The organism is Parvularcula oceani (genome assembly GCF_000733125.1).
GTDB lineage: Bacteria > Pseudomonadota > Alphaproteobacteria > Caulobacterales > Parvularculaceae > Parvularcula > Parvularcula oceani.
The window spans coordinates 66233-92493 of the sequence record NZ_JPHU01000013.1 but is presented as its reverse complement, the minus strand read 5'-3'; the positions used below and the strand labels follow the sequence as shown (position 1 = coordinate 92493).

The window sequence follows — 26261 nt, the reverse complement described above, 5'->3', positions numbered from 1 at the left end:
GGCTCCGGACTGGCGGGTTCCGGGCGGTGTAGCGACGCCATGCCCGGGCGGCAACGCCGAAGCGGCTGGCGTTGATCCCGCCCCCGAACAGCGGCCATAATTCGTTCCGGGCAGGAAAAGAGGTCGTCATGGTCAGTGCGCTGGGGCTCGTGGGCGGGCTCGCCCTCCTGATCCTGCTCACCGTCAGGGGCGTGAACATCGTCGTCGCCGCCGTGGTCTCCGCCGCCCTCGTCGCCGCCACCGCAGGGGTCGCCTGGCTGCCCCCGCTGGCACAAAGCGAGGCGCCGGATTTCGCGACGGCCTATATGGCAGGCTTCACGAGCTTCTTCGCCGACTGGTTTCCGATGTTCCTGCTCGGCGCCGTCTTCGGCGAGATCATGGCGCGCACCGGCGCCGCCGATTCGGTGGCGCTGGCGATCACCGGCGCCCTCGGGCCGCGCTATGCCGCCTTCGCCGTGGTGCTCGCCTGCGCGGTGCTGACCTATGGCGGGGTCTCGGTCTTCATCGTCGCCTTCGCGGTCTATCCGATGGCGCTCAGCCTCTTCCGCCGCGCGGACATGCCGCGCCGCTTCATCCCCGCCTGCCTCGCCTTCGGCTCGGTCACCTTCACCATGACCACCGCCGGCTCTCCCGAAATCCAGAACATCATCCCGCAGCAATATCTGGGCACCAAGGCCTGGGCCGGATGGCAGGTCAGCCTGCCCGTCGCCGTCCTGATGGCGGCGATCGGCTTTTTCTGGCTCTCGCGCATGATGCGGAAGGCGAAGGCGCGCGGCGAACGCTTCGAGGCGCGCGAGGACGACGAGAGGCGGGAGCATGACGCCCTGCCCGCCTGGTGGCTGAGCCTCCTGCCGCTCGTCGTGGTTCTCGGCGTCTTCCTTCTGACCCAGGAGCCGGGCTGGATCGGGCTGTCAGGAGAGGGCTTGGGCAAATGGGGCCTCGTCGTCGCGCTCGGCGCGGGCTGCGTCGCGGCGAGCCTGCTCGCGATCCGCGATCTGCCCGCTCTTGCGCCCGCCCTGTCCATCGGCGCGACGGGCGCGGTGATCGCCATCGTCAACACCTGCGCGGTGGTCGGCTTCGGCTCGGTCGCGAAGCTCAGCCCCGCCTTCCTCTCCGCTCTCTCGGCGCTCGAGACCCTGCCCGGCGACCCGCTGATCGGCGCGGCCATCGCGGTGACGGTGATCGCGGCGCTGACGGGCTCGGCCTCCGGCGGACAGACCATCGCCCTGCCCCTGATCGCGCCCGGCTATATCGAGGCGGGCGTCGATCCGTCGGAGTTCCACCGCACGGTCGCCATCGCCTCGGGCGCGCTCGATAGCCTGCCCCATAACGGCTATGTCGTGACCACCATCCGCGCCATCTGCGGCGAAACCCACGCCGCGGCCTATCCGGCCCTCGGCGCGCTGACGGTCGTCGTGCCGCTGATCGGGCTCGTCGTGGCGATCGGGTTGTTTGTGATCTTTTGAGCTGACGCCTCCGGCGACGGGCCGCTTCGCATCCCGGCGTCCCCGCTGGCGCGGCGCCGCTCAGCGGGAAAACCTAGTCAGGCTTCCCGCTTCGCCGTCATCGTGACCAACTCCTCGGCGGCCGTGGGGTGCAGGGCGCAGGTGGAGTCGAAATCGGCCTTCTTGATGCCGTGCTTGATCGGGATGGCGAGGGCCTGGATCACCTCCGGCGCGGCCTCGCCCACGATGTGGCAGCCGAGAACGTAATCGGTCTTCCGGTCTACGATCAGCTTCATCATCATGCGCTCGGAGCTGCCCGACAGCGTGTTCTTCATCGGGCGGAAGTCGGTCTCATAGACGTCGATCTCGTGGGTCGCCTTGGCCTCTTCCTCGGTATAGCCGACCGAGCCGACGGGCGGCTGGCTGAACACGGCCTTGGGAATGAAGCGGTAATCCATCCGGCTCGGCGTGCCGCCGAACTGGGTCTGGGCGAAGGCCGCGCCCTCGCGGATCGCGACCGGCGTCAAATTCACCCGGTTGGTCACGTCGCCGATGGCGAAGACCGAGGGCACGCTGGTCTGGCTGTGCTCGTCCACCGTCACCGCGCCATAGCGGTCGGTCTCGACGCCGAGGCGCTCGAGGCCGAGCCCGCCCGTCGCGGGCCGCCGGCCGATGGCCCAGAAGACGAGATCCGTTTCGATCTCGGACCCATCGAGGAGATGCACGCGTTTTACGTCCCCCGCCTCCTCGATCTTGGTGAAGACGCAATTGTTGATGTAGCGGACCCCCGCCTCGCGCAGCGCGTTCTCGACGAATTCGCCGACCTCTCTGTCGAAGGCGCGCAGCAGGCGCTCGCCGCGATAGACGAGCGTGGTCTCGACGCCGAGGCCCTGAAGGATGAAGGCGAATTCGACCGCGATATAGCCGCCGCCCGCGATTACCGCGCGCCTTGGCAGCTCGGGCAGGTCGAAGGCGTCGTCCGAGACGATGCCGATCTCGTGGCCCTCAATGCTCTCGTCCCGGATCGGCTCTCCGCCGACGGCGATCAGGATCTTCTCGGCCGTCACGTCCCGCCCCTCGTCGACGAGATGGACGGTATTCGCGTCTTTGAGCACCGCGCGCGTCTCGAACAGCGTCACGTCGTTCGATTTCAGGATGCGCTTGTAGATCCCGTTCAGCCGGTCGATCTCTGCGTCCTTGTTGTCCCGCAGCGTGTTCCAGTCGAAGCGGACATTGTCGGCCGTCCAGCCATAGCCCTTGGCGTCCTCGAAGGCGTGCGAGAATTCCGAGGCGTAGACGAAGAGCTTCTTGGGCACGCAGCCGCGGATGACGCAGGTGCCGCCCACGCGCGAGCTTTCGGCGATGGCGACGCGGGCGCCCATCTGCGCGCTCATCCGCGCGGCGCGAACGCCGCCCGATCCGGCACCGATGACGAACAGGTCGTAGTCGAAACTCATGAGCGGCTCCTGCAAGAAGAGGCGCCCATATGGCAGGCCGGGCGCGCTCTTAGAACCCCGGGCGCTGCGGCATGAAGCCGATGCCGCCCTTGTAGCGCTCGTCGTTATAGGCGGCGAGCTCCATCCGGAAGACGGCCATCAGCTCGCGGTGGATCGTCTCGAAGACGGGGTCGAGCTCGCCCTCGAATTCGAGCGGCACGCGCAGGAGGGGCTGGTTCGCGACGAAGACGTCGAAGGTCGAGCCCGTGATCTCGAGCCTGACGCCCGTGCGCAGCCACAAGGAGCCCGAATCCTCGGCATTGGGCACGATGACGCAGACGCCGAAGGTGATCGGCTCGAGCCGGATGACCTTGTCCGGATCGAAGCTGAACGCGCCGTCGCCGTAATCCTTGGCCGGATCGAAGGGGCCCTTGGCGGGCACGGCCGAGACGCAGGATGCGGAGACGCCGAGCCAGCCGGGCAGCCCCTCCATCACCGCGCGGCCGAAGGCGCGGCAGCGCAGGAGGTTCTCCATCGCCGCCTCGCCGTAATCGCGCACCGCGCGGCAAAGCTGCTCGTAGGGCGTGTCTTCGTCCTTGTCGGCCATGCCCCCTCCTCAGGCGCTCATCGGGCGCAGGTCCAGCCTTTCGAGCAGGCGGTCATCGGCCGAGCGCTCGGGATTGTCCTTGGTCAGGAGGACTTCGCCGACGAAGATCGAGTTCGCGCCGGCGAGGAAGCAGAGCGCCTGGCACTCGTCGGTCATGTCGTCTCGGCCCGCCGACAGGCGCACCACGGATTTGGGCATGGTGATGCGCGCGGCGGCGACCGTGCGGATGAACTCGAAGCTGTCGATGCGCGCCGAGCCCGAAAGCGGCGTGCCCTCGACCGGGATCAGCGCGTTGATCGGCACGGAGCCCGGATGCTCCTCCATGGTCGCGAGGGCGTGGATCATCCCTGCGCGGTCGCGGCGCCCCTCGCCCATGCCCAGGATCCCGCCCGAACAGACCGACATGCCCGCCTCGCGCACGGTCCTGATCGTGTCGAGCCGGTCCTGGAAGGTCCGGGTCGTGATGATCTCGCCGTAATAGTCGGGCGAGGTGTCGATATTGTGGTTGTAATAGTCGAGGCCGGCTTCTTTGAGCGCCTGCGCCTGCGGCCCGGTCAGCATGCCGAGGGTCATGCAGGTCTCGAGGCCGAGCGATTTCACCTCCGAGACGATCTCGCAGATCCGGTCGACATCGCGGTCCTTGAGCTCCCGCCAGGCCGCGCCCATGCAGTAGCGCTGCGCCCCGCCCTCCTTGGCGCGCTTCGCAGCCTCGACCACCTCGCAAGTGGGCATGAGCTTGGAGGCCTTCAGCCCCGTCTCCCAATGGGCCGACTGGCTGCAATAGCCGCAATCCTCGGCGCAGCCGCCGGTCTTGATCGAGAGGAGCTGGCTCATCTGCAGCTCGGAAGGGTCGAAATGGCGCCTGTGCACCTCGGCGGCGCGGAAGACGAGCTCCATGAAGGGCAGGTCGAGCAGCGCCTCGACCTCCTCGCGGCTCCAGTCATGGCGCAGTTCGGGCGCGGGGGCCTCGGGAGCTTCCGGGAAGCTATCGTACATCCTGATTCTCCGTACCCGTTTCGGTGCCGTAAATGATGCGGTCCGCAAGACCGATGAAGAGTCCCGTGGTGACGACGCCCGGCACCATGGTCAGGGCGGCGTCAAGCGCGGCAGGGTCGTGGATGCGCCCGAGCCGTGCGTCCACGATGTAATTGCCGCCATCGGTCAGCGCGAAGCCCGATCCGCCCTTTGCCGGGCGCAGGGTCAGCTCCGCCCCCTCCTGTCCCGCCGCCGCCAGCGCCTCGCGCAGGGCCCGCACGGTCAGGCCCCAGCCGAAGCGCTCGATCTCGACCGGCAGGGGGAAGGCGCCGAGCTGCGTCACGCGCTTGGAGGCATCGGCGATGATGACGAAGCGCTCTGCGGCCTGCGCGACGATCTTCTCGCGCAGGAGCGCGCCGCCGCCGCCCTTGATGAGATGGCCGTCAGGATCGACCTCGTCCGCGCCGTCCACGGCCAGGTCGATGCGGGTCGTCTCGTCGGGCACGGCGAGTTCGATGCCGACCTCCTGGGCAAGCGCGGCGGTGTCGTCCGAACTCGGCACGCCGCGGACATCGAAGCCCCGCTCGCCGACCAGCCGGACGAAATGCACGGCCGTCGAGCCCGTGCCGAGGCCGAGGGTCATGCCGTCCCGGACCTCTTCGAGGGCAGCCTCGGCCGCCCGCTTCTTGGCGTCATCTGTCATGACCGCTCGATAGCGGCCCCCGCCCGGTCGCGAAAGCCTCTCAGCGCAGGCCCGCGGTCACGACCGGCGCGGGCGGCAGGAGGTCGCTCACGCCGACGATCTCGAAGCCGCGCGCCTGGGCGGTGACGAGCCATGGCCCGAGCGTGCCGAGCGTCGCCTCGTAGGGATGCCCGATCACCACCGCCGCCCCGTGGATCTTCGCGATCTTCTCGGCCTGTGCGAGCTGCTTCTTCACGTAAGGCGCGCCGGCCTTGCGGTCGGTGTCCAGGAACACGTCCCGCTCGATCACCCGCCAGCCCGCCTCCTCCGCGAGGTCCTTCGCGACGGGGCGCGGCGTGGTCAAGCTGTCGAGGAAATAGAGCCCGCGCCGGTCGAGCGCCTCGAGCACGACCCGCATCGCCTCGGGGTCGGCGGTGAAGAGAGAGCCCGTATGATTGTTCACGCCCTCATAGCCGCGCAGCTTTTCGAGGTTCCCGGCCAGCGCGGCCGACAGCGCGGCCGGGCCCTGATCGGTGCGCAGCATGCCCGGCCCGGCATCCTCCTCGCGGATGGTCGGCTGCATGGGCAGGTGCAGCATGATCTCGTGGCCGGGCCCCACGGCCTCCAGCATGGCCTGCGCATCCTCGCCATAGGGCAGGAAGGAGAGCGTGACGGGCGGGGGCAGGGCCTCGGCCTGGCTGAACGCGCCCCAGTCGAGGCCGAGATCGTCGATCACGATGGCGATGCGGGGCCGCCCCGCACGGCTGAGCGGCGGCGCGAAGCGGGCGGAGAGAGGCAGGCCCGATTCGCCCTGCGGTGTCGGCAGCGCACTGACGATGCGCGCGGGCACCTGCCGCAGGGCGGCCGGGATGTCCGGCGCGGCGGCGCCGCCCGAGGGCAGGCCGAAGGCGACGCCGAGCACGACCCCGAGCCCGAGGCCCGCCGCGAACAGGCTCGGCCATCGCCACTTCCCGCCAGCCGTCAGCATGTCTGCCTCAGCACAACCCGCCCTGTCATCGCTTGATGCCGCCCGAAAGAAGCGGTTAGGGGAATTCGCCGGAGATTTCCATGATCCTTCTGATCGACAACTATGACAGCTTCACCTGGAACCTCGTCCATCTGATCGGCGGGCGGGGGCAAGAGGTGCGCGTGGTCCGCAATGACGCGATCACGGCGGAAGAGGCCGTGCGGTCCGGCGCCGACGCCATCGTGATCTCGCCGGGCCCCTGCTCGCCCGACGAGGCGGGCATCAGCCTGGACCTCGTTCCGCTGGCGGCGCAGGCGGGCCTGCCGCTTCTGGGCGTGTGCCTCGGTCACCAGGCCATCGTACAGGCTTATGGCGGCGAGGTCGTGCGCGCCGAGCGGCAGATGCACGGAAAGACGAGCCGCGTCCGGCATGAGGGCGATCAATTGTTCGAGGGCCTGCCCTCGCCCTTCACCGCGACCCGCTACCATTCCCTGACCATCCGCGAGCTGACGGTTCCGCCGCAGGTCCAGGCCACCGCCTGGGCCGAGGATGACGGCGAGGTGATGGCCGCCCGCGTGCGCGGCGCCCCGGTCTTCGGGGTGCAGTTCCATCCCGAAAGCATCGCCAGCGAGGGCGGCGACGTCATGATACGGAACTTCCTGCGCACACTGGCCGGAAGAGCGGCAGCGTGACCGGCTTTGCGCCCGCCCTCTTGCGCCTCGTCGACGGCGAAAGGCTGTCGCAGGACGAGATGCGTGCCGCCTTCGCCGAGCTTCTGGCCGGAGAGGTCGAAGAGCTCCGCGCGGCCGCCTTCCTGACCGCGCTGCGCGTGCGCGGCGAGACGCCCGGGGAGGTCGCGGGCGCGGCCGAGGCGATGCGCGCCGCCGCGCTGCGGATCGCCAGCCCCGAGGGCACGCTCGACACCTGCGGGACGGGCGGCAGCGGGCAGGACGCGCTCAACGTCTCGACCGCGACGGCCATCGTCCTGGCCGGGCTCGGCGTGCCGGTCGCGAAGCACGGCAACAGGGCGGTCAGCAGCCTGACGGGCAGCTCGGATGTGCTCTCCGCGCTGGGCGTCAATCTCGACATTCCTCCCGAGCGCGCCGAGACGATCCTGGCCGAGACGGGCCTCGTCTTCCTCTTCGCGCCGAACCACCATCCTGGCATGAAGCATGTGGCGCCGGTCAGGAAGGGGCTCGGCTTCCGCACGCTGTTCAACCTTCTCGGGCCGCTGTCGAACCCCGCAGGCGCGAAGCGGCAGGTGCTCGGCGTCTATGACAAGGCGCTCCTGCGCCCCGTCGCCGAGGCGCTTCGGGCGACGGGGTCCGAGCGCGCCTTCGTCGTGCACGGCTCTGACGGCCTCGACGAGCTGACGGTGACGGGCGAAAGCTTCGTCTGCGCGCTGGAAGGCGGCGGGATCACGGAATTCGCCGTCACGCCCGAAGAGGCGGGGCTTCAGCGCCGCGAGGCGGGGTCCCTGCGCGGCGGCGGGCCCGAAGAGAATGCGGCCGCTATGCTGCGCCTCCTGCGCGGCGAGCCCGGCGCCTTCCGCGACGCGGTCCTCCTCAACGCGGCGGCGGGCCTGATCGTCTCGGGGCGCGCGAGCAGCCTGAAAGAGGGCGCGGCGCAGGCCGCCGGGGGACTGGATGACGGGCGGGCTCTCGCCGCGCTCGAACGGCTGAAGGGCGCGACGGCATGAGCATTCTCGACGATATCGTCACCTACAAGCGGGGCGAGGTCGCAAGGGCGAAGCGCGAGCGGCCCGAGGACAGCCTCTTGCGCGAAGCGCGCACGGCGCCTCCGGTGCGCGGCTTCGCCGCTGCGCTGGACCGCGCGGCCGAGGGCGGCTTCGCCCTCATCGCCGAGGTGAAGAAGGCGAGCCCTTCCAAGGGCCTCATCCGCGAGGACTTCGATCCGCCCGCGCTTGCGAGGGCCTATGAGGCGGGCGGCGCGGCCTGCCTCTCGGTGCTGACCGACGAGCCGAGCTTCCGGGGCCATCCCGATTTCCTGCGCACGGCGCGCGAGGCCTGCGCCCTGCCCGCTTTGCGCAAGGATTTCATGATCGATCCCTATCAGATGGTCGAGGCGCGGGCCTGGCACGCCGACGCCGTCCTTCTCATCATGGCCTGCCTGTCGGATGCGCAGGCCGGAGAGCTCTATGACGCGGCGCGGACGCAAAAGCTCGACGTGCTGATCGAGGTCCATGACGAGGAGGAGCTCGAGCGGGCGCTGCGCCTGCCGGGCGGCCTTCTCGGCGTGAACAATCGCGACCTGCGGACCTTCGAGACCGATCTCGGCACGAGCGAAAGGCTCGCGAGGCTGGCGGGCATGCGGCCCATCGTGGCCGAGAGCGGGATCGCCGGGCAGAGCGACCTTGCCCGCCTTTCCCGCTCGAACATCCGCCGCTTCCTCGTCGGCGAGAGCCTGATGCGGCAGGCGGACGTCGCGGCGGCGACGCGGGCCCTGCTCGAAGGCTGAGGGGCCCGCGCCGCGGCTTCCGGTCAGTCGCCCGTATAGACGTCCACCGTTTCGAACAGCCCGTCCTCGGTCAGGCGGATCGGCGTCATCTTGACGTTGCGCAGGTGGTTCTGCCCCGACAGCTCGGTGTCGTGATAGGCGAGATACCAGTCGCCTTCATATTCGAAGATCGAGTGGTGATTGGTCCAGCCCTGCACGGGCTCGAGGATGCGGCCCTGATAGGTGAAGGGGCCATAGGGGTTATCCGCCGTCGCATAGACGATGTAATGCGTGTCGCCGGTCGAATAGCTCAGATAATAGGTGTCCTCGATCTTGTTGACCCAGGCCGCCTCGAAGAAGCGGCGCTCATGGTCGCCGGTCAGGATCGGATCGCCGTTCTCGTCCACGATCATCACGTCGCGCGGCTCTTCGGCGAAGCTGACCATGTCGTCCGACATGCGGGCGATCTTCGGCATCAGCGCCGGGGCGGAATCATCGCCGAGGTCGGCGACGAGGTCGGGGTCGTCATTGTATTCGCCCGTGGCCCAGCGCTGGAGCTGGCCGCCCCAGATGCCGCCGAAATACATGTAGTACTCGCCGTCCTCGTCCTCGAAGACCGAAGGGTCCATCGAGAAGCTGCCCTCGATCGGCTCGGGCTCGGCCTCGAACGGGCCGGTCGGGCTGTCGGAGGCTGCCGCGCCGATATAGAAGACGCCGTTCTCGTCCTTGGCGGGGAAATAGAGATAGTAGGTGCCGTCCTTCTCGGCGGCATCCGGCGCCCACATCTGCTGCGCAGCCCACGGCACGTCGTCGACCGAAAGGGCGACATCGTGGACGGTCACCTCGCCGCCCGGCTCGTCCATGGACAGCACGCGATAGTCGCGCATGGCGTATTGGGTGCCTAGATCGTCGTCGGGAATGCCCGCATCGATGTCGTGGCTCGGATAGATGTAGATGCGGCCATCATCCCAGACATGGGCGGAAGGGTCGGCCGTGTAGATCTCGGTGACCAGCGGCGCGTTCAGGAAGGGCGAGCCGGCCTCTTCGGCCTCCTCGGCCTGCGCGACGGCCTCGGCCGGCTGCTCCACCGCCACCGTCTCGGCCGGGTCCTCCGGCTCGGCTGCGGGCTCGACCTCCGCCGCGCAGGCCGTGGCGATCAGGCTTGCGCCCAGAAGTAGTGCGAAACGTTGCATGGTCGGAACCTCCCTGGTGTGCCGTCTCGGCATCGAGGAAGGGTCCTACCGCGTTCGATGTTAGCGCTAAACCCCGCTTCGCCACCTGCGGCATCGGGCCGGACCGGGCTGCCCTCCCCGCGCTCCCGGGCCTCGGCCTCCTCGCGCGGAGGGAGTTGACCGGCCCCCGGAACAACCCTAGAACGATCACCGTTTGTTCACGGTCGGCGCCGGCGCGCGCGAAAGGGGTCCCCATGCTCACGGCGAAGCAGCACGCCTTGCTCATGTTCATTCACGAGCGGCTCACCGATACGGGGGTTTCGCCCTCCTTCGAGGAGATGAAGGCGGCGCTGGACCTCAAGTCGAAATCCGGCATCCACCGCCTCATCACCGCGCTCGAGGAGCGCGGCTTCCTGCGCCGCCTGCCGCACAAGGCGCGCGCGCTCGAAGTGCTGCGCCTGCCCGACACGGCCGCGCCGGGCACGGCCCGCGCGGTCGCGACGGGACCGGGCGCCGGCTTCCGCCCCTCGGTCATCGAGGGCTCCCGCCCCGCGCCCGCGCCCGCTCTCGCGCCCGGCACCGAAGAGGTCGCGGTTCTCGGCCGCATCGCCGCGGGCACCCCGATCAGCGCGATCCAGCACGAGCAGGACCGGATCGCCGTGCCCCTTTCGATGCTGCGCGGCGGAGAGCATTTCGCGCTCGAAGTGCAGGGCGATTCGATGATCGAGGCGGGCATCCATGACGGCGACACCGTCATCATCCAGCGCTGCGACGACGCGCCGAACGGCGATATCGTGGTCGCGCTGGTGGAAGACGAGGAAGCCACGCTCAAGCGCATCCGCAAGCGCGGCGGCTCGATCGCGCTCGAGGCGGCGAACCCGGCCTATGAAACCCGTATTTTCGGCCCCAACCAGATCAAGGTGCAGGGCCGCCTGACCGGCCTGATCCGCGAATATTGAGCCGCCTCCTCCCCGCCGGCATGTGAAAAGGCCCGGCGCGATGCGCCGGGCCTTTCTTCGTTCGGGCTTAGCGGGAAAGCCTTACATGCTGCTGCGCAGCATCCAGGCCGATTTCTCGTGCGAGGCGATCATCGGCACGAGCAGGTCCTCCGTGCCGTCATCGCCCGCCTCGCGCGCCACTTCCAGCGCCTCGCCGGCCCGGCGCACCCAGGTTTCGTGATCGGCGGCGAGGATGCGGAGCATCTCCTTCGCCTCCGGCACCTCGTCGCCCGCCTCGTCGATCTCGGAGAGGGCGGCGAGCGCCCTGCCCGAACCCGGCGCCGTGTCGCCGAGGGTCCGGACGCGCTCCGCGATGTCGTCGAGCGCCTCCCACATCTGGGTGTACTGCTCCTCGAAGAGGGTGTGCAGCGCGTGGAATTGCGGCCCCGTCACGTTCCAGTGGAAGCCGTGGGTCTTGAGGTAGAGCGCATAGGTGTCGCCGAGCACGCTCTTGAGCGACTGGGCGACCTGCGTGTTGCGGTTCGTCATGGAAACCTCCTTCTTCGCCTATAGATAGGAAGCCTGGCTCTATTGACAAAATTGATAGTGGTGATGCCCTTCATCGACGCTATCGATGAACCACTCTCAATTCAGGCTCTCGCAGAAGCGCTTGATGCGGCGGCAGGCCTCTTCGAGCGTTTCCATATCCGTCGCGTAGGAGACGCGGAAGGCCGGAGCCGCGCCGAAGGCGGTGCCCGGCACGACGGCCACGGCCTCCTGCTCCAGAAGCGCTTCGGCGAAGTCGAGATCGCTCTCGATCTTGCGGCTCAGGAAGCTCTTGCCGATCACGCCCGCGCAGGAGGGATAGAGGTAGAACGCGCCCTGCGGCAGCAGGCAGGAAATGCCCGGCGCCTCGTTCAGCGCCGCGTGCACCCGGTCCCGCCGGTCGCGGAAGGCGGTGTTGCGCTCGCCGAGGAAGCCGTGATCGCCCTCGAGCGCGGCGAGCGTCGCCCATTGGCTGATCGAGCAGGGATTGGAGGTCGACTGGCTGAGGACCTTGCGGATCGCCGCCATCAGCGGCTTCGGCCCCCCGCCATAGCCGATGCGCCAGCCCGTCATCGCATAGGCCTTGGACGCCCCGTTCATGGTCAGGGTGCGGTCCTTCAGCTCGGGCTCGACGCTCGCCAGCGTGCAGAAGGTCGCGTCATAGATGACGTGCTCGTAGATGTCGTCGGACAGCGCCCAGACCTGCGGGTGGCGCAACAGGACATCGGCCAGCGCCCGCGTCGCCTCCGGGCCGTAGACGACGCCGGTCGGGTTGGAGGGCGAGTTCAGGATCACCCAGCGCGTGCGCGGCGTGATATGCCGTTCCAGCGCCTCGGGGGTCAGGACATAGCCGTCCTCCTCGCGCGTCTCGACGATGACCGGGACGCCGCCCGCGATCTTCACCATGTCCGGATAGCTGACCCAGTAGGGCGCGGGGATCACCACCTCGTCGCCGGGGTTCAGGGTGGCGAGCATGGTCGCGAAGATCATGTACTTGCCGCCGGGCGTCACCGCGATCTCGGTTCCCGGATCATAGGTCAGGCCGTTGTCGCGCTCGAACTTGTCGGCGACGGCCTGCTTGAGCTCGGGAATGCCGTCCACGGCCGTATAGCCGGTCTTGCCGTCGCGGATGGCCTTGATCGCGGCCTCCTTGACGTGTTCGGGCGTGTCGAAGTCGGGCTCGCCGGCGGCGAGCGCCTTGACGTCTCGGCCCTCGGCCCGCAATTCGCGCGCCTTCTGGGTGACGGCGAGCGTCGGCGACGGCGTGACGCGGTTCAGAAGGTCGGAGAGGGTCAGGTCGGTCATCGCATCCTCGTCTGGCACGCGCAGTCTCGCCATGTTTTGCTGCGGTGCAAGATGGCGAGGCCGGAAAGTTCGGCTAAGCGGCCGATCGGAGCATGAGGAGCAGGGACGTGGAAGAAGCGCAACCGGCAGAGGTGCTAGAAGGCGCCGGGGAAGCTGTTCGTGATCTGGGCGCGACGGCGGGCGGGTTCGCCGCCTGGCTGCGCGACAATGGCGTGGAATGGGCGCTGGCGCTCGGCATCATCGCCGGCGTCTTCCTCCTCCTCCGCCTCGCCAGGGCCGCGCTCTGCCGCGTCATCAGCGACCGGAACAAGCCCGCCACCGCCTTCCGCAACATCGTCGCCGACGTGGTTCGCGCCACGAACAGCGCCTTCCTGCTGCTCGTCTCGGTGATTCTCGTCACGCCCTTCTTCGTCGTGCTGACGGAGTGGCTGAGCGAAGGCCTCCAGACCGCCTTCATGATCTTCTTCACCTTCCAGATCGCCTTCTGGGCGCGGGTGGTGGTCAAGGCGCTGCTCGCGCGGGTGTCGGAAAAGCATAGCGGCGACGAATCGACTCTCGCCAATGCGATGGCGCTGATCGTCGTCTTCGCCAATGTCGTGATCTTCGCCATCGCCATCGTCGTCATCCTCGACAATCTCGGCATGGACGTCACCGGCCTCATCGCCGGCCTCGGCGTCGGCGGCATCGCCATCGGTCTCGCCGCGCAGAGCCTGTTCGAGGACCTCTTCGCGGGGCTGTCGATCATTCTCGACAAGCCCTTCGTGCGCGGCGACTTCATCATCTTCGGCGACAAGATGGGCTCGGTCGAGAAGGTGGGCCTCAAATCGACCCGCATCCGCACCCTGTCGGGCCAGCAGCTGACGGTGAACAACTCCAAGCTCCTAGACAACGAAATCAACAATTACCGCCGCATGGCCGAGCGCCGGATCGTCACCCGGGTCGGCGTCCTCTATTCGACGCCGCACGAGAAACTGAAAACGCTGCCAGGCCAGATCCGGCAGATCGTGGAGAACACCGAAGGGGTGCGCTTCGACCGCTGCCACCTCGCGGCCTTCGCCGATTTCTCGATTGTCTTCGAGCTCGTCTTCTACGTGCTCTCGCGCGACTATAACGAATATATGGACTACCAGCAGTCGATCTTCCTCGACATCCATTCGCTGTTCGAGCGCGAGGATATCGAGTTCGCCTTCCCGACGCAGACCATCCATATCGGCTCGACGCCGCAGAGCGGGCAGGACCAGGCGAGCCTGGCCGCCCAGTAGAAGGCTCAGAGCTGGAAGCTGCGGATCATCCAGAGATCCTTCTCGATCGTGCGCGCGACGTCGATCAGGAGGTCCTGGGTGACCGGGTCATCGCTCGTCTCCCCGATCCGCTGCTGGAGGCGCTCCGACACCGTCTCGTAGCGCGTCAGGAGGAGGTCCAGCACCTCGTCATCGGCCAGCAGGCCTTCGGGAAAGCCCGGCAGCGCCGCGTTCTGCGCCACGGCGGCGGGGCGGCCATCGGCCGGCGCGCCGAGGGCGCGTTTGCGCTCGGCGACCTGGTCGATATAGCCGCCAAGCCCCGTATAGGCCTCGCCCAGAAGGTCGTGGAGCGAATAGAAGAGCGGTCCCGTGACGTTCCAATGCGACTGGTGCGTCATGTGCTTGAGGGCGATCAGCTCGTAGAGCGTGTCCTGCAGCGCCTCGCTGGAGGTTCCGCGAACGCCCTCTTCCAGCGGCACCGCGCTTGCGGCGGCGTCATCGGCATAGGCGTTCGGCATGTCCTGCGCGGCGGCAGGCAGGGCGAGGCACAGCGAGGTGCCCGCGATGATCAGCGCGTTTCGCATGGGTCTTCTCCGAATGACGGGACCCGGGCAACACGGCTGCACCTGCCGATGTTCCTGAGACGGATCGGCGCGGGGGGGGGCTCCCGGCCGATGCCGCTTTCAGCCCATGGTGAAGGCGTTGAGCTTATTGCCGTCGGGATCGCGGAAATAGGCGGCATAGAAGCCGTCATCGCCGCGCGGTCCGGGCGCGCCCTCATCGGTGCCGCCATTTTCGAGCGCGAGGTCGTAGAGGCGCTGGACCTGGTCCTTATCCCGGGCTTCGAGCGCCAGCATCACGCCATTGCCGACCGTGGCGGGCTTGCCGTCATGGGGCGCCATCGCCCCGATCCCCGCGCCCCCGCCGGGCTTTCCCCAGGCGATGCCGGTCCCGAATTCCATCATCCGCCCCACCCCGAGCTCTCCGGCGAGAGCGTCGTAGAACCTAGCCGCCTTCTGCAGGTCGTTGGTTCCGACCGTGACATAACCGAGCATGTGCTCCTCCTCTTCCCCAGCAAAAGAACAATACAGGAACACCTGCGGCGGGTCGACGGCTTTCGGCAGCGCTCCGGCCGCTGTCCCGCGGGTTGGCGCGGGCGGAAAAGACGCCCTACGCTAGCGCCATGAGAACGCTTCTTCTTTCCGCCGCCCTCCTCCCCCTCGCCCTGCCCGCCGCCGCGCAGGACCGCGACGTCCAGGCGCCGCCATCGGAGGCCATGGTGCTCTACGACGTCGCCGATGCCGTCTCGGCGGACCGGATCATGTCGGATATCGAGACGCTGGTCGGCTTCGGCACGCGGCACACCCTGTCCGAGACCGAAAGCGACACGCGCGGCATCGGCGCGGCGCGGCGGTGGATCGCAGGCGAGTTCGAGCGCATCTCGGAGGATTGCGGCGGCTGCCTCGAGGTCCGCATGATCTCGGACACGATCTCGGGCGAGGACCGCATCCCCGAGCCGACGGAGGTCGTCTCGGTGATCGCGATCCAGCGCGGCACGCTCGACCCGAACCGCATGGTGATGATGTCCGGCGACATCGACAGCCGCGTCTCGGACCCGCTCGACGGCACGTCGGACAGCCCCGGCGCGAACGACAACGCCTCCGGCATGGCCGGCGTGCTGGAGGCGGCGCGCGTCCTGACGCAGCACGACTTCCCCGGCACCATCGTCTATGCGGGGCTGTCGGGCGAGGAGCAGGGCCTGTTCGGCGGCAAGATCGTCGCCGAGGTCGCGCAGGAAGAGGGCTGGGACCTCAAGGCCGTCCTCAACAACGACATGATCTCGAATATCGGCGGGGTCGACGGGGTGATCGACAATGCGACCGCCCGCGTCTTCTCGGAGGGCACCCGCGCGGTCGAGACCGAGGAAGAGGCCCGCCTGCGCCGCTTCACCGGCGGCGAGGTCGACAGTCCCTCGCGCAATCTCGCCCGCTATATCGACCGCATGGCCGACCAGTACCTCACCAATCTCGACGTGATGATGGTCTACCGCCTCGACCGCTACGGGCGCGGCGGCCATCACCGTCCCTTCAACCAGGCGGGCTTTCCCGGCGTGCGGATCATGGAGACCCATGAGAACTATGTCCGCCAGCACCAGGACCTGCGCACCGAGGACGGCGTAGAATACGGCGATACGCTCGAAGGGGTGAACCCGGACTATGCGGCGAAGCTCACCGCCCTCAACGCCGTCAGCCTAGGGGGCATGGCGGGCGCCCCGCCCTTCCCGGCCAATGTCGAGGCCTCGGGCGCGGTCGAGCCGTCCGCCACCCTCACCTGGGAGCATGGCGGAGAGGGCGAGGCGCTCGAAAACCTCGCGGGCTACCGCGTCCACTGGCGCGAGACGACGGCGCCGCAATGGACGCATTCCCGCTTCGTCGGCGACGTGACGGAATACACCTTCGAGAACCTCGTCATCGACAACTACTTCTTCGGCGTCTCCGCCGTGGCGCAGGACGGCTCGGAGACGCCGGTGGTGTTCCCGGGGCCTGCCGGGCGGTTCTGAGGGTTCAGAAACTCCGGCCGAACCAGACCCTGAGATCGGTGTCGCGCGCGGCGCCGGAGACGCCGAACAGCGCGCCGCCGACCAGCTGCCAGCCTTCGCCCAAGTTCGCGGACACGAAAGGGCCGACCTGGTGGTCGGCCCGGTCGAAGGCCCGCAGGCGCGAGGTGGAGCCGTAGATGTCATAGCTCTCGACGCCGAGGACGAGGCCGCTGTCCAGCCGATAGGCGAGCTGCGCGCGGGAGGACAGGGCGATGCCGTCGCTGCGCCCCTCGCCCAGCTGGAGCGCGGTCAGCCCGACGAGGCGCGCGCTCAGGCGCTCGGTCAGCGCCCATTGATTGGCGAAATTGAGCCCGACGTGATGCGGCCCGCCATTGTCGCGCAGGCGCAGATCGAAGCGCAGGCCGCGCTTCCAGGCATCGGCATCGTCCGACAGCTCCCAGAGGAGCTCGCCCTGCACGAAGGCGAATTCGGTGCCCCGCCCTTCGATCGTGGCGGTCTGGACGACGAGCCGGGCCATGCGGTCGCCATCCAGCGACTGCTCGTAGTGGAGGCGCTGGGCGAGGCCGTCCGGCGTGCCGCCCTCGCCGGGGGCGAAGGCCATGCGGTACTGCACCGCGCGATGGCCGCCCGCGACGCCCGGCGCGATGACGCCGCCCGTATTCTGGGCCGCAGCCGTCGAAAAACCGAGGCCGCGCAAAAACAGCAAAGAAGACGTCTCATCCTGCCTCAGCCCATGGCCCTGCGGCTCAGCACGCCCCAATAGCGGGCAGGCAGCAGGCGCTGCAGGGTCTCGGCGATCTTCGCGTCATTGCCCACGAGGACGCGCGGAGCATCCTTTTCCACCGCGCGCAGGATGATCTCGGCCGCGCGCGGCGGCGGCATGCGCAGGAACCTGTCCGCCTGGGCGCGCCGCTTCTCGATGTCTTCGTCGCTCGCCTCGGCGTTCACGCGCGCGTCCTTGGCGATATTGGTCGCGATGCCGCCCGGATGGACGACGGTGACGCCGACGCTCGATCCGTCGAGCTCATGGCGCAGCGCCTCGGAAAAGCCGCGCACGGCGAACTTCGACGCCGAATAGGCCGTCTGGCCCGCCGGCGCGATGACGCCGTAGATCGAGGAGACGTTGACGAGCCGGGCCTTGGGCGCTTCGCGCAGGAGCGGCAGGAAAGCGCGGGTCATCCGCACGACGCCCGAGAAGTTGATCGCGACCAGCCAGTCGAAATCCTCTTCCGCGACCTCCTCGAAATCGCCCCCGAGCGCCACGCCGGCATTGTTGAAGAGGAGCGAGACCGTCCCGTGATCGCGCCGCACGGCCTGCGGCAGCGCGGCGACCGCCTCCTTGTCGGCGACGTCCAGCACATGGGTCGTCACCTTGCGGCTATTGCTGCGCAGCTCTTTCGCCACCGCGTCGAGGCGCTCCTCGGAGATGTCGGCGAGGGCGAGGTCCATGCCCCGCCCGGCCAGGCCATGCGCCAGCGCCCGGCCGATGCCCGAGCCCGCGCCGGTGACGAGGGCGGTGCCGCTATAGGGAAATCCGCTCACGATGCGATCCTTTCATCCGCTGGCGCTGCGGGCGCCTCGCCCTCGAAGCGCATGGCGCCGTCATCGAGCCGCGCGAAGGTGACGTCGGCGAGGTCGCGCAGATAGTCGTCGTGATTGCGCCAGGGCCGCTCGGTCCCCTGGCGCGGGAACATGTGGATGCCGCGCTGGATATAGCCGGCGGAGAAATCCACCAGCGGCTGCGGCTCTGGCGCCTGTCCGCCGAGGCGCGGCACGCACCAGCCCGCGCCGCGCTTGTCCGTCTCCTTGATCAGGCGGCAGACATAGCGGCTGGCGAGGTCGGTCTTCAGCGTCCAGCTGGCATTGGTATAGCCGAACATGGCCGCGAAGTTCGGCACGCCCGAAAACATCATGCCCTTGTAGTTGTAGGTCTGGCCCGGATCGAGCGCCTCGCCGTCAATGGTGACCGCCATGCCGCCCAGCGGCTTGAGGTTCAGCCCCGTTGCCGAAACGATCACGTCCGCTTCGAGGCTTTCGCCCGATGAAAGCGCGATGCCCTTCCCGGTGAAGCGGCCGATATGGCCCGTGACGATCGAGGCCTGCCCTTCGCGCAGGACCTCGAACAGGTCGTCGTCGGGAACGAGGCAGAGCCGCTGGTCCCAGGGGTCGTAGCTCGGCGTGAAATGCGGATCGACGGGCACCTTTCCGCCGAGCTTGCCCTCGGCATATTCGGCGAGCTTGCGCCTGACCGTCTCGGGCTTCCTGCGCGAGAGCTGGTAGATCCAGATGCCCAGGAGCACGCTCTTGGCGCGCAGGATCTGGTGGCCGATCGAGGGCGGCAGCCAGCGGTTCACGATCCGCGCGAGCGGGTCCTTGGCAGGCCGCGAAGCAACATAGGTCGGCGAGCGCTGCAGCAGGGTGACGTGCTCGGCGCCTTCCTGCACCAGCGCCGGGACGAGGGTGACGGCCGTCGCGCCGCTGCCGATGACGATCATGCGCTTGCCGGAGACGTCGAAATCCTCGGGCCAATGCTGGGGATGGATCAGCGCGCCGCCGAAATCGTCCGCGCCCGGGAAATCGGGCATATAGCCCTGCTCGTAGTCGTAATAGCCGCAGCAGGAGAGAAGGAAGCGGCAGGTCATCCGCGCCGTCCCGCCCTCGGGCCCGCGCACGGTCAGCGTCCAGCGCGCCTCCTCCGACGACCACTCCGCCGCCTCCACCCGGTGGGAGAAGCGGATATGGCGGTCGATGCCGAATTCGCGCGCCGTGTCCTCGACATATTCGCGGATCGTGTGCCCCTCGGTGATCGCCTTGTCGCCGCGCCAGGGGCGGAAGGGATAGCCCAGCGTGTACATGTCCGAATCCGACCGGATGCCGGGATAGCGGAACAGGTCCCATGTCCCGCCCATGCGCTCGCGGCCTTCGAGGATGGCGTAGCTCTTGTCCGGAAAGCGCTTCTGGAGGTGATAGGCCGCGCCGACGCCGGAAATGCCTGCGCCGACGATCAGGACGTCGAAATGCTCACCGCTCATAATGCCTCCCCGGGGGCGCGTGCGTGGTCTTTTCCTCTTTGTTCCAGATGTCGCGCCGTCTCGCCAGAGAAGCCGCGGCCGTGAAGAGCACTATTCTCTCCGCGCATGACCGATCCGATCATTCTCACCCTGCAACTCGATGCAGAAACGCAAGGATTCTTCGACCGCGAGCGGCAGCGCTGGTTCCCGCCCCGCCTCGATCAGGTGCCGGCGCATCTGACTTTGTTCCACAAGCTGCCGGGCGAGGAATACGAAGCGGTGCTCCGCCATGTCGGCGAGGCCTGCGCCCGGCGAGCCGCCTTCGCGGTGGAGGTCGCCGAGGTCGTCCCCTTGGGCAAGGGCGTGGCCTACCGCCTCGCCGCGAGAGCGCTGGACGATCTGCGGGCCGATCTCGCGGGCCGCTTCTCCCACTGGCTGACCGGACAGGACCGTCAGCGTTTCAGGGCCCATGTCACCGTGCAGAACAAGGTGACGCCGGACACGGCGAAGGCCTCGCTCGGCGTCATCCGCGCCGGCTTCGAACCCTTTGCCGCCCGCGCCGAGGGCGTGCAGATCTGGGCCTATAAGGGTGGCCCGTGGGGCGCGATGGGTGCAGTGGGGTTCTGCGGCGAGGGGGGAACGGAATGAAGCGCTACGACCTTCTGGTGATCGGCGGCGGAGTGAACGGCTCGGGCATCGCGCGCGACGCGGCGGGCCGCGGGCTCTCGGTCTGCCTCGCCGAATGCGGCGATATCGGCGGGGCGACCTCGTCGGCCAGCACCAAGCTCATCCATGGCGGCCTGCGTTATCTCGAGCATTACGAGTTCGGCCTCGTGCGCAAGGCGCTGAAAGAACGCGAGGTCATCCTGCGCAACGCGCCGCACATCACATGGCCGCAGCGTTTCGTCCTGCCCCATGACGAAGGGGTGCGCCCGGCCTGGATGATCCGGGCGGGGCTGTTCCTCTACGACCATCTCGCGCGGCGCAAGCGGGTGCCGGGCAGCGGCTCGGTGAACCTGAAGACCGATCCCGCCGGCCAGGGGCTCGCCCCGCGCCTCACGCGCGGCTTCACCTATTGGGACGGCTGGGTTCAGGACAACCGCCTCGTCGTCCTGAACCTCGTCGATGCGAAAGAGCGCGGCGCGGATATCCGCACCCGCACCCGCGCCGTCACCGCGCGCGAAGCCGACGGCGCCTGGCAGGTGACGCTGCGGGACGAGGAGACGGGCGGGGAAGACACCGTCTCCGCAGGCGCGGTCGTCAACGCCGCGGGCCCCTGGGCGGAGGCGGTGGCGCGCGGAGTCTTCGGCCGGAACGATGCCCGCGCGCCCCGCCTCGTGCAGGGCAGCCACATCGTGACCCGCCGCCTCTTCGCGCATGACGACGCATACATGTTCCAGAACGAGGACGGCCGGATCATCTTCGCCCTGCCCTATGAGCAGGACTTCACCCTGATCGGCACGACGGACCGGAATTTCGAGGGGGAGCCGCGCGAGGTCTCGATCTCGCAAGAGGAGACGGACTACCTGCTGGACGCGGTGAACCGCTGCCTCGCCGAGCCGGTCTCGCGCCAGGACATCGCCTGGACCTATTCGGGGGTGCGCCCGCTCTACGGCGCCGAAGCCGAGGAGGCGGCGAAGCTGTCGCGCGATTATGAGCTGGACCTCGTCACCGCCGCCCCGCCGCTCCTCGACATTCTGGGCGGCAAGCTGACCACCTACCGGGTGCTCGCGCTCGAGGCGCTCGAAAAGCTGGAGCCGCATCTGCCGCCGATGGCGCCCGAATGGACGCATGAAGCGCCTCTGCCCGGCGGCGACTTCGCCGATTTCGAAGACGCGCTCTTGGCGTTCCGGAAGGACCGTCCCTGGCTGCCCGAGGCCATCGCCCGCCGCTATCTGCGCGACTACGGCACCCGCGCCGCCCGGATCACCAAGGGCGCCGTAAGCCTGTCGGATCTCGGCCGCGACTTCGGCAGCGGCATCCACGAGGCGGAGCTGCGCTATGTCCGGGATCATGAATTCGCCCGCAGCGGCGCGGACTTCCTGTGGCGCAGGTCCAAGCGCGGACTGCACAGCGACGAGGCGACCCGCGCGGCGGTGACGGAATGGTTCTCCCGCGAAACGATCCCTGCCTGATCACATTGCTGCCGCAGCCGGCGGCCAACAGGCTGGCACCGCGCCGCTTTTCACGCAGGCCCTTCTGGGAACCGGACTGGCCGCGGCGTGGTTTGTGCGTAGATTGCGGCTTCGGACCGCAGGCAGGATGAATCTATGACTCGCGTACTCGTCACCGGCGGCGCCGGCTTTCTCGGCTCGCATCTCTGCGAGGTGCTGCTCGCGCGCGGCGACGAGGTCCTCTGCGTCGACAACTTCTTCACGGGCCGCAAGCAGAACATCCTGCACATGCTGGACAATCCCCTCTTCGAGGTGATCCGGCACGACATCACTTTCCCGCTCTATGTCGAATGCGACGCAATCCTGAACTTCGCCTGCCCGGCCAGCCCCAAGCATTATCAGTTCGATCCCGTGCAGACGACGAAGACCTGCGTCCACGGCACGATCAACGTTCTCGGCCTCGCAAAGCGCACGGGCGCGAAGGTGCTCCAGGCCTCGACCTCCGAGGTCTATGGCGATCCGGACGTCCACCCTCAGCCCGAGGAATATGTCGGCTCGGTCAGCTTCACGGGGCCCCGCTCCTGCTATGACGAGGGCAAGCGCTGCGCCGAGACGCTGTTCCACGACTATCGCCGCCAGCACGGCATCGACACCAAGATCGTGCGGATCTTCAACACTTACGGCCCGCGCATGCAGGCGGACGATGGCCGGGTGATCTCGAACTTCATCTGCCAGGCGCTGCGCGGCGAGGACATCACCATCTATGGCGATGGCAGCCAGACCCGCAGCTTCTGCTATGTCGATGATCTGGTCCGCGGCATCATCGCCCTGCTCGACCAGCCAAAGGACGTGGCGGGCCCGATCAATATCGGCAATCCGCGCGAGATGACGATCCGGGAGGCAGCCGAGCTCATCGTCAAGATGACCGACACCCCCTCGCGCGTGACCTATCACGACCTGCCCCAGGACGACCCCAAGCAGCGCCAGCCCGACATCACCAAGGCGCGCGAAATCCTGGGCTTCGAGCCGAAAACGCCGCTTGAAGAGGGGCTTCAGCGCACGATCGCCTATTTTCAGGCTCACGGCTGCTGATTTGTATCGCAGCCGCAGCAAAAGCGGCTGCATCGCCCCAGGGCGATCTCTATAAGGGCGGCATGAATCGTCCCACCGAACGCCCCGCCAACCCGTCCTTCTCTTCCGGCCCCTGCGCCAAGCGCCCCGGCTGGGACGCGGGCGCGCTGCGCACCGATGCGCTCGGCCGCTCGCACCGCTCCGCGCTCGGCAAGGCGCGCCTGAAAGAGGCGATCGACAAGACGCGTGCCGTGCTGGAGGTGCCGGAGAGCCACCTGATCGGCATCGTCCCCGCCTCGGACACCGGCGCCTACGAGATGGCGATGTGGACACTTCTCGGCGCGCGGCCCGTCACGGCGCTCGCCTGGGAAAGCTTCGGGCAGGGCTGGGTGACCGACGCGGTCAAGCAGCTTGGCCTGGAGCCGATCGTCGTCACCGCCGATTACGGCGCGCTTCCCGATCTCGCTTCGGTCGATACGGACACGGATGTCCTCTTCACATGGAACGGCACCACCTCCGGCGTGCGCGTGCCGAACGGTGACTGGATCAAGCCGGACCGGCAGGGCCTGACCCTGTGCGATGCCACCTCCGCGGCCTTCGCGCAGGACCTGCCCTGGGACAGGCTCGATGTCGTCACCTATTCCTGGCAGAAAGTGCTGGGCGGCGAGGCGCAGCACGGCATCCTCATCCTAGGCCCGCGCGCGGTGGAGCGCCTCGAAAGCCACACCCCCGCCTGGCCGATTCCGAAGATCTTCCGCCTGACCAAGGGCGGCAAGCTGATCGAGGGCATCTTCGAGGGCGCGACGATCAACACCCCTTCCATGCTGGCGGTCGAGGATTATCTCGATGCGCTGTCCTGGGCCGAGACGGTGGGCGGCCTTTCCGGCCTGAAGGCCCGCGCGAACGAGAATGCGAAGCTGCTCGGCGAGTGGGTCGCGCGGACGGAGTGGATCGAGAACCTGGCCGAAGACCCCGCCGCGCGCTCGAATACCTCCGTCTGCCTCAAGATCGTCGATCCGCGCATCGCCTCCTTGCCGGAGGACGGGCAGCGCGCCTTCCAGAAGGCGATCGAGAAGCGTCTCGCCGCCGAAGAGGCAGCCTTCGATATCGGGGCCTATCGCGACGCCCCGCCGGGACTGCGCATCTGGTGCGGCGCCACGGTCGAGCCGCAGGATGTGCGCCTGCTCACGCAATGGCTCGATTGGGCCTTCGAGAGTGAAATCGGCGCGATATCGGGCTAGCCAAGCCTTCCTGCATCGCACAAAAGGCCGCGCATGACCGATGCTGCTCCCGCCCCCCGCGTCCTGATCTCCGACAAGCTCTCCGAAGATGCCGTCCGCGTGCTCGAGGCGCGCGGCATTTCGGTGACCTTCGATCCCTCGCTCGGCAAGGATCCCGAAGCGCTCAAAGCCGCGCTCCCCGGCCATCAAGGCCTCGCCATCCGCTCGGCCACCAGGGCGACGGCCGAGGTCATCAAAGCCGCGCCGGACCTCAGAGTGATCGGGCGGGCCGGGATCGGCGTCGACAATATCGATATCGACGCGGCGACCAGCGCCGGCATCGCGGTGATGAACACGCCCTTCGGCAATGCGGTGACCACGGCCGAGCATGCCATCGCGATGATGTTCGCCCTGTCCCGCCAGATCCCGCAGGCGAACGAGAGCACCCATCAGGGCAAGTGGGAGAAATCCCGCTTCATGGGGCGCGAGCTCTACGGCAAGACGCTCGGCCTGATCGGCTGCGGGAATATCGGCTCCATCGTCGCCGACCGCGCGCAGGGCCTGCACATGAAGGTCGTCGCCTTCGACCCCTATCTGACCGAGGAACGGGCGGTCGAACTGGGCGTCGAGAAGGTCTCGCTGGCAACGCTCCTGTCGCGCGCGGACTTCATCACGCTTCACACCCCGCTCACCGACCAGACGCGAAACATCCTCTCGGGCGAAGCGCTTTCGAAAACGAAACGGGGCGTGCGGATCATCAACTGCGCCCGCGGCGGCCTGATCGACGAGCGGGCGCTCGCCGAGGCGCTCGATGCGGGACAGGTCGCGGGCGCCGCGCTCGACGTCTTCGAGACCGAGCCTGCGACCGACAATATCCTGTTCGGGCGCGATGACGTGGTCTGCACGCCGCATCTTGGCGCCGCGACGACCGAGGCGCAGGAAAATGTCGCGGTCCAGATCGCCGAGCAGATCGCGGATTACCTTCTGAGCGGCGCGGTCACCAATGCGCTCAACATGGCCTCCGTGTCCGCCGAGGAGGCGCCCAAGCTGCGCCCCTTCATCGCGCTGGCCGAGCGCCTCGGCAGCTTTGGCGGCCAGCTTACCGCAACGGGCGTCGAGGAGATCGAGGTCACCTTCGCAGGCGCCGTGGCGGGTTTGAACCTCGCCCCCATGACCGCCGCCGCCGTCTCGGCTGCGCTGCGGCCCATGCTGCAGGGGGTGAACACCGTCAACGCGCTGAGCGTGGCGCAGAAGCGCGGCGTGCAGATCACTCAGACCAAGACCGACCGCTCGCCCAATTTCGGCTCGACCATCACCCTGTCGATCCGCACGGAGAAGGAGACGCGGGAAGTCACCGGCGCCCTCTTCGGCGGCGAGCCGCGCGTCGTGCGCATCGGCGAGGTGCGCCTCGAAGCCAGCTTCTCCGAACACATGCTCTATGTCGTCAATGATGACCGCCCGGGCTTCATCGGCGCGCTCGGCGACCGGATGGGCGAGGCGGGCGTGAACATCGCCACGTTCAATCTCGGCCGCCACCATGCGGGCGGCGAGGCCGTCGCGCTGATCGCTACGGACGAAGCGGTGGGCGGCGACCTCCTCAAGGCGATACGCGCCCTGCCCCACGTGCAATCCGCCGACCCCTTGCGCTTCTGATGGGGGCGATCCTCAGCCTGATCGGCGAAGGCGCCTCCGACCTCGCCGCGCTCTTCTCGGGCGAGACCGGCGGGCGGGTGCGGGATCTCGGCGGCGCGGTGGAGATCGAGACGCAGGAGAGCCTCGACGCGCTGCGCGGCTGGCTCGCCGGGGTCACGGTGCCGGCCGGGATCGATGCCAATGTCCTGCCGGGCGGAGGGCGCGAGGTCCGCCTCCTCCTCGCCGACATGGATTCGACGATCATCGGGCAGGAATGCCTCGACGAACTCGCCGATGCGGCGGGGCACGGACCCGCCGTGGCCGCCGTGACCGAGGCCGCCATGCGCGGCGAGCTCGACTTCGAGGAGGCGCTGCGCGCGCGGGTGAAGACGCTGGCGGGCCTGCCGCTGGCCGCGCTCGAACAGGTTCTCGCCGAACGGATCACCCTGACGCCCGGCGCGCGGGTCCTGACGAGGACGCTGCGCGCCAGGGGCGTGCGCTGCGTCCTCGTCTCGGGCGGCTTCACCCAGTTCACCGATGCCGTTGCCGGAAGGGCAGGCTTCGACGCGGCCTTCGGCAATACGCTGGGGGTCGAAGGCGGCACGCTGTCCGGCCGGGTGGTGGACCCGATCCTCGGCCGGGAGGCCAAGCGCGAAAGGCTGGAGGCCGAGCTGGCCGAACTCGGCGCGGCGCCTGATGACGCGATCTGCGTCGGGGACGGCGCGAACGACCTCAGCATGCTGACGGCCGTGCCGCTGGGTGTCGCATTCCGCGCCAAGCCGGTCGTCGCCGAGGCCGCGCCTCTGCGCCTCGTCCATGCGGATCTGCGCGGGCTCCTCTACCTCCTCGGAATCCCGCGCGATCAGTGGGCGGACGCCTGAG

At 68.4% G+C, this 26261-nt stretch carries 26 protein-coding genes; 13 read left to right on the top strand and 13 right to left on the bottom strand.

All coding sequences use genetic code 11. From position 1 onward, the window contains the following. Nucleotides 1–128 precede the first annotated feature (128 nt). Nucleotides 129–1466: a GntP family permease gene (locus tag IE88_RS0113245; protein WP_031555241.1), complete on the top strand. Its 1338-nt coding sequence runs from the start codon at nt 129–131 to the stop codon at nt 1464–1466. Between the two features lie 77 nt (nt 1467–1543). Here IE88_RS0113245 and gor read toward each other — a convergent pair whose 3' ends face one another. The 5 genes from gor to IE88_RS0113220 are packed head-to-tail and all read right to left on the bottom strand — an operon-like array spanning nt 1544 to nt 6133. Then, nucleotides 1544–2902 carry a glutathione-disulfide reductase gene (gene gor / locus IE88_RS0113240; protein WP_031555239.1) on the bottom strand — a complete coding sequence of 453 codons (1359 nt, stop codon included), beginning with the start codon at nt 2900–2902 and terminating at the stop codon, nt 1544–1546. Between the two features lie 49 nt (nt 2903–2951). Then, nucleotides 2952–3488, bottom strand: a complete 537-nt coding sequence (locus tag IE88_RS0113235) for a hypothetical protein (protein ID WP_031555238.1) — start codon at nt 3486–3488, stop codon at nt 2952–2954. A gap of 9 nt (nt 3489–3497) precedes the next feature. Next, nucleotides 3498–4484, bottom strand: a complete 987-nt coding sequence (gene bioB, locus IE88_RS0113230) for a biotin synthase BioB (RefSeq protein WP_051882201.1) — start codon at nt 4482–4484, stop codon at nt 3498–3500. Beyond that, on the bottom strand, nt 4474–5166 hold the full coding sequence (gene rpiA / locus IE88_RS0113225) for a ribose-5-phosphate isomerase RpiA (protein ID WP_051882200.1): 693 nt from the start codon (nt 5164–5166) through the stop codon (nt 4474–4476). The genes bioB and rpiA overlap by 11 nt, the downstream gene beginning before the upstream one ends. 40 nt (nt 5167–5206) lie before the next feature. Beyond that, complete coding sequence (locus IE88_RS0113220; protein ID WP_051882198.1) at nt 5207–6133, bottom strand: divergent polysaccharide deacetylase family protein; 927 nt, start codon at nt 6131–6133, stop codon at nt 5207–5209. Between the two features lie 80 nt (nt 6134–6213). Here IE88_RS0113220 and IE88_RS0113215 point away from each other — a divergent pair, with 80 nt between their 5' ends. The 3 genes from IE88_RS0113215 to trpC are packed head-to-tail and all read left to right on the top strand — an operon-like array spanning nt 6214 to nt 8590. Beyond that, complete coding sequence (locus IE88_RS0113215; protein ID WP_031555232.1) at nt 6214–6804, top strand: anthranilate synthase component II; 591 nt, start codon at nt 6214–6216, stop codon at nt 6802–6804. Further along, nucleotides 6801–7811, top strand: coding sequence for an anthranilate phosphoribosyltransferase (gene trpD / locus IE88_RS0113210; RefSeq protein WP_031555230.1), 1011 nt, complete (start codon nt 6801–6803; stop codon nt 7809–7811). Before IE88_RS0113215 ends, trpD begins: the two co-directional genes overlap by 4 nt. After that, nucleotides 7808–8590 (top strand): indole-3-glycerol phosphate synthase TrpC, encoded by a 783-nt coding sequence (gene trpC / locus IE88_RS0113205; RefSeq protein WP_031555228.1) that lies wholly within the window; start codon nt 7808–7810, stop codon nt 8588–8590. The genes trpD and trpC overlap by 4 nt, the downstream gene beginning before the upstream one ends. A gap of 23 nt (nt 8591–8613) precedes the next feature. Here the strand turns inward: trpC and IE88_RS0113200 are convergent, their stop codons facing one another. Further along, nucleotides 8614–9762, bottom strand: a complete 1149-nt coding sequence (locus IE88_RS0113200; protein ID WP_036767281.1) for a glycoside hydrolase family 43 protein — start codon at nt 9760–9762, stop codon at nt 8614–8616. A gap of 233 nt (nt 9763–9995) precedes the next feature. On the opposite strand from IE88_RS0113200, the gene lexA reads away from it, so the two are divergent. Continuing rightward, entirely contained in the window at nt 9996–10700 is a 705-nt protein-coding gene (lexA, locus tag IE88_RS0113195) for a transcriptional repressor LexA (protein ID WP_031555224.1), read from the top strand. An 81-nt stretch (nt 10701–10781) separates the two neighbouring features. Here the strand turns inward: lexA and IE88_RS0113190 are convergent, their stop codons facing one another. Both IE88_RS0113190 and IE88_RS0113185 read right to left on the bottom strand, forming a co-directional pair. Next, nucleotides 10782–11228, bottom strand: coding sequence for a Dps family protein (locus IE88_RS0113190; protein ID WP_031555222.1), 447 nt, complete (start codon nt 11226–11228; stop codon nt 10782–10784). Nucleotides 11229–11324: 96 nt separating this feature from the next. Next, on the bottom strand, nt 11325–12563 hold the full coding sequence (locus IE88_RS0113185) for a pyridoxal phosphate-dependent aminotransferase (protein ID WP_202900508.1): 1239 nt from the start codon (nt 12561–12563) through the stop codon (nt 11325–11327). Nucleotides 12564–12637: 74 nt separating this feature from the next. On the opposite strand from IE88_RS0113185, the gene IE88_RS0113180 reads away from it, so the two are divergent. Next, nucleotides 12638–13792 carry a mechanosensitive ion channel family protein gene (locus tag IE88_RS0113180; protein ID WP_162178346.1) on the top strand — a complete coding sequence of 385 codons (1155 nt, stop codon included), beginning with the start codon at nt 12638–12640 and terminating at the stop codon, nt 13790–13792. A gap of 5 nt (nt 13793–13797) precedes the next feature. Here the strand turns inward: IE88_RS0113180 and IE88_RS0113175 are convergent, their stop codons facing one another. Together IE88_RS0113175 and IE88_RS0113170 are read right to left on the bottom strand one after the other, a co-directional pair. After that, entirely contained in the window at nt 13798–14355 is a 558-nt protein-coding gene (locus IE88_RS0113175) for a Dps family protein (protein ID WP_051882196.1), read from the bottom strand. A gap of 99 nt (nt 14356–14454) precedes the next feature. Continuing rightward, nucleotides 14455–14826: a VOC family protein gene (locus IE88_RS0113170; protein ID WP_031555214.1), complete on the bottom strand. Its 372-nt coding sequence runs from the start codon at nt 14824–14826 to the stop codon at nt 14455–14457. A gap of 128 nt (nt 14827–14954) precedes the next feature. On the opposite strand from IE88_RS0113170, the gene IE88_RS0113165 reads away from it, so the two are divergent. Then, nucleotides 14955–16331, top strand: coding sequence for a M28 family peptidase (locus IE88_RS0113165; protein ID WP_031555212.1), 1377 nt, complete (start codon nt 14955–14957; stop codon nt 16329–16331). A 4-nt stretch (nt 16332–16335) separates the two neighbouring features. Here IE88_RS0113165 and IE88_RS0113160 read toward each other — a convergent pair whose 3' ends face one another. The 3 genes from IE88_RS0113160 to IE88_RS0113150 are packed head-to-tail and all read right to left on the bottom strand — an operon-like array spanning nt 16336 to nt 19363. After that, nucleotides 16336–17037: a hypothetical protein gene (locus tag IE88_RS0113160; RefSeq protein WP_156032597.1), complete on the bottom strand. Its 702-nt coding sequence runs from the start codon at nt 17035–17037 to the stop codon at nt 16336–16338. Nucleotides 17038–17057: 20 nt separating this feature from the next. Beyond that, nucleotides 17058–17873 (bottom strand): SDR family NAD(P)-dependent oxidoreductase, encoded by an 816-nt coding sequence (locus IE88_RS0113155; protein ID WP_031555209.1) that lies wholly within the window; start codon nt 17871–17873, stop codon nt 17058–17060. Continuing rightward, nucleotides 17870–19363 (bottom strand): flavin-containing monooxygenase, encoded by a 1494-nt coding sequence (locus IE88_RS0113150; protein ID WP_051882193.1) that lies wholly within the window; start codon nt 19361–19363, stop codon nt 17870–17872. Before IE88_RS0113150 ends, IE88_RS0113155 begins: the two co-directional genes overlap by 4 nt. Nucleotides 19364–19468: 105 nt before the next feature. On the opposite strand from IE88_RS0113150, the gene IE88_RS0113145 reads away from it, so the two are divergent. The 6 genes from IE88_RS0113145 to serB all read left to right on the top strand — a co-directional run bounded on the left by IE88_RS0113145 (nt 19469) and on the right by serB (nt 26260). After that, the gene (locus IE88_RS0113145) at nt 19469–19990 is read left to right on the top strand and encodes a 2'-5' RNA ligase family protein (protein WP_031555206.1); all 522 of its coding nucleotides are present in this window, start codon (nt 19469–19471) and stop codon (nt 19988–19990) included. Then, nucleotides 19987–21477 (top strand): glycerol-3-phosphate dehydrogenase, encoded by a 1491-nt coding sequence (gene glpD, locus IE88_RS0113140; RefSeq protein ID WP_031555205.1) that lies wholly within the window; start codon nt 19987–19989, stop codon nt 21475–21477. Before IE88_RS0113145 ends, glpD begins: the two co-directional genes overlap by 4 nt. A 135-nt stretch (nt 21478–21612) precedes the next feature. Continuing rightward, nucleotides 21613–22548, top strand: a complete 936-nt coding sequence (locus IE88_RS0113135; RefSeq protein ID WP_031555203.1) for a UDP-glucuronic acid decarboxylase family protein — start codon at nt 21613–21615, stop codon at nt 22546–22548. A 62-nt stretch (nt 22549–22610) separates the two neighbouring features. Further along, entirely contained in the window at nt 22611–23768 is a 1158-nt protein-coding gene (locus IE88_RS0113130; RefSeq protein ID WP_031555201.1) for a phosphoserine transaminase, read from the top strand. A gap of 33 nt (nt 23769–23801) precedes the next feature. Beyond that, on the top strand, nt 23802–25400 hold the full coding sequence (serA, locus tag IE88_RS0113125; protein ID WP_031555200.1) for a phosphoglycerate dehydrogenase: 1599 nt from the start codon (nt 23802–23804) through the stop codon (nt 25398–25400). Continuing rightward, a complete protein-coding gene (gene serB, locus IE88_RS0113120) occupies nt 25400–26260 on the top strand; it encodes a phosphoserine phosphatase SerB (protein ID WP_036767276.1) in 861 nt (286 codons plus the stop codon). Before serA ends, serB begins: the two co-directional genes overlap by 1 nt. The last annotated feature ends 1 nt before the right edge of the window (nt 26261 follow it).

Excerpts from the sequence above, each read along its gene's own strand:
- IE88_RS0113245 (WP_031555241.1), top strand. The coding sequence starts at position 129 with ATGGTCAGTGCGCTGGGGCTCGTGGGCGGGCTCGCCCTCCTGATCCTG.
- gor (WP_031555239.1), bottom strand. The coding sequence starts at position 2,902 with ATGAGTTTCGACTACGACCTGTTCGTCATCGGTGCCGGATCGGGCGGC.
- IE88_RS0113235 (WP_031555238.1), bottom strand. The coding sequence starts at position 3,488 with ATGGCCGACAAGGACGAAGACACGCCCTACGAGCAGCTTTGCCGCGCG.
- bioB (WP_051882201.1), bottom strand. The coding sequence starts at position 4,484 with ATGTACGATAGCTTCCCGGAAGCTCCCGAGGCCCCCGCGCCCGAACTG.
- rpiA (WP_051882200.1), bottom strand. The coding sequence starts at position 5,166 with ATGACAGATGACGCCAAGAAGCGGGCGGCCGAGGCTGCCCTCGAAGAG.
- IE88_RS0113220 (WP_051882198.1), bottom strand. The coding sequence starts at position 6,133 with ATGCTGACGGCTGGCGGGAAGTGGCGATGGCCGAGCCTGTTCGCGGCG.
- IE88_RS0113215 (WP_031555232.1), top strand. The coding sequence starts at position 6,214 with ATGATCCTTCTGATCGACAACTATGACAGCTTCACCTGGAACCTCGTC.
- trpC (WP_031555228.1), top strand. The coding sequence starts at position 7,808 with ATGAGCATTCTCGACGATATCGTCACCTACAAGCGGGGCGAGGTCGCA.
- IE88_RS0113200 (WP_036767281.1), bottom strand. The coding sequence starts at position 9,762 with ATGCAACGTTTCGCACTACTTCTGGGCGCAAGCCTGATCGCCACGGCC.
- lexA (WP_031555224.1), top strand. The coding sequence starts at position 9,996 with ATGCTCACGGCGAAGCAGCACGCCTTGCTCATGTTCATTCACGAGCGG.
- IE88_RS0113190 (WP_031555222.1), bottom strand. The coding sequence starts at position 11,228 with ATGACGAACCGCAACACGCAGGTCGCCCAGTCGCTCAAGAGCGTGCTC.
- IE88_RS0113185 (WP_202900508.1), bottom strand. The coding sequence starts at position 12,563 with ATGGCGAGACTGCGCGTGCCAGACGAGGATGCGATGACCGACCTGACC.
- IE88_RS0113175 (WP_051882196.1), bottom strand. The coding sequence starts at position 14,355 with ATGCGAAACGCGCTGATCATCGCGGGCACCTCGCTGTGCCTCGCCCTG.
- IE88_RS0113170 (WP_031555214.1), bottom strand. The coding sequence starts at position 14,826 with ATGCTCGGTTATGTCACGGTCGGAACCAACGACCTGCAGAAGGCGGCT.
- IE88_RS0113165 (WP_031555212.1), top strand. The coding sequence starts at position 14,955 with ATGAGAACGCTTCTTCTTTCCGCCGCCCTCCTCCCCCTCGCCCTGCCC.
- IE88_RS0113150 (WP_051882193.1), bottom strand. The coding sequence starts at position 19,363 with ATGAGCGGTGAGCATTTCGACGTCCTGATCGTCGGCGCAGGCATTTCC.
- IE88_RS0113145 (WP_031555206.1), top strand. The coding sequence starts at position 19,469 with ATGACCGATCCGATCATTCTCACCCTGCAACTCGATGCAGAAACGCAA.
- glpD (WP_031555205.1), top strand. The coding sequence starts at position 19,987 with ATGAAGCGCTACGACCTTCTGGTGATCGGCGGCGGAGTGAACGGCTCG.
- IE88_RS0113135 (WP_031555203.1), top strand. The coding sequence starts at position 21,613 with ATGACTCGCGTACTCGTCACCGGCGGCGCCGGCTTTCTCGGCTCGCAT.
- IE88_RS0113130 (WP_031555201.1), top strand. The coding sequence starts at position 22,611 with ATGAATCGTCCCACCGAACGCCCCGCCAACCCGTCCTTCTCTTCCGGC.
- serA (WP_031555200.1), top strand. The coding sequence starts at position 23,802 with ATGACCGATGCTGCTCCCGCCCCCCGCGTCCTGATCTCCGACAAGCTC.
- serB (WP_036767276.1), top strand. The coding sequence starts at position 25,400 with ATGGGGGCGATCCTCAGCCTGATCGGCGAAGGCGCCTCCGACCTCGCC.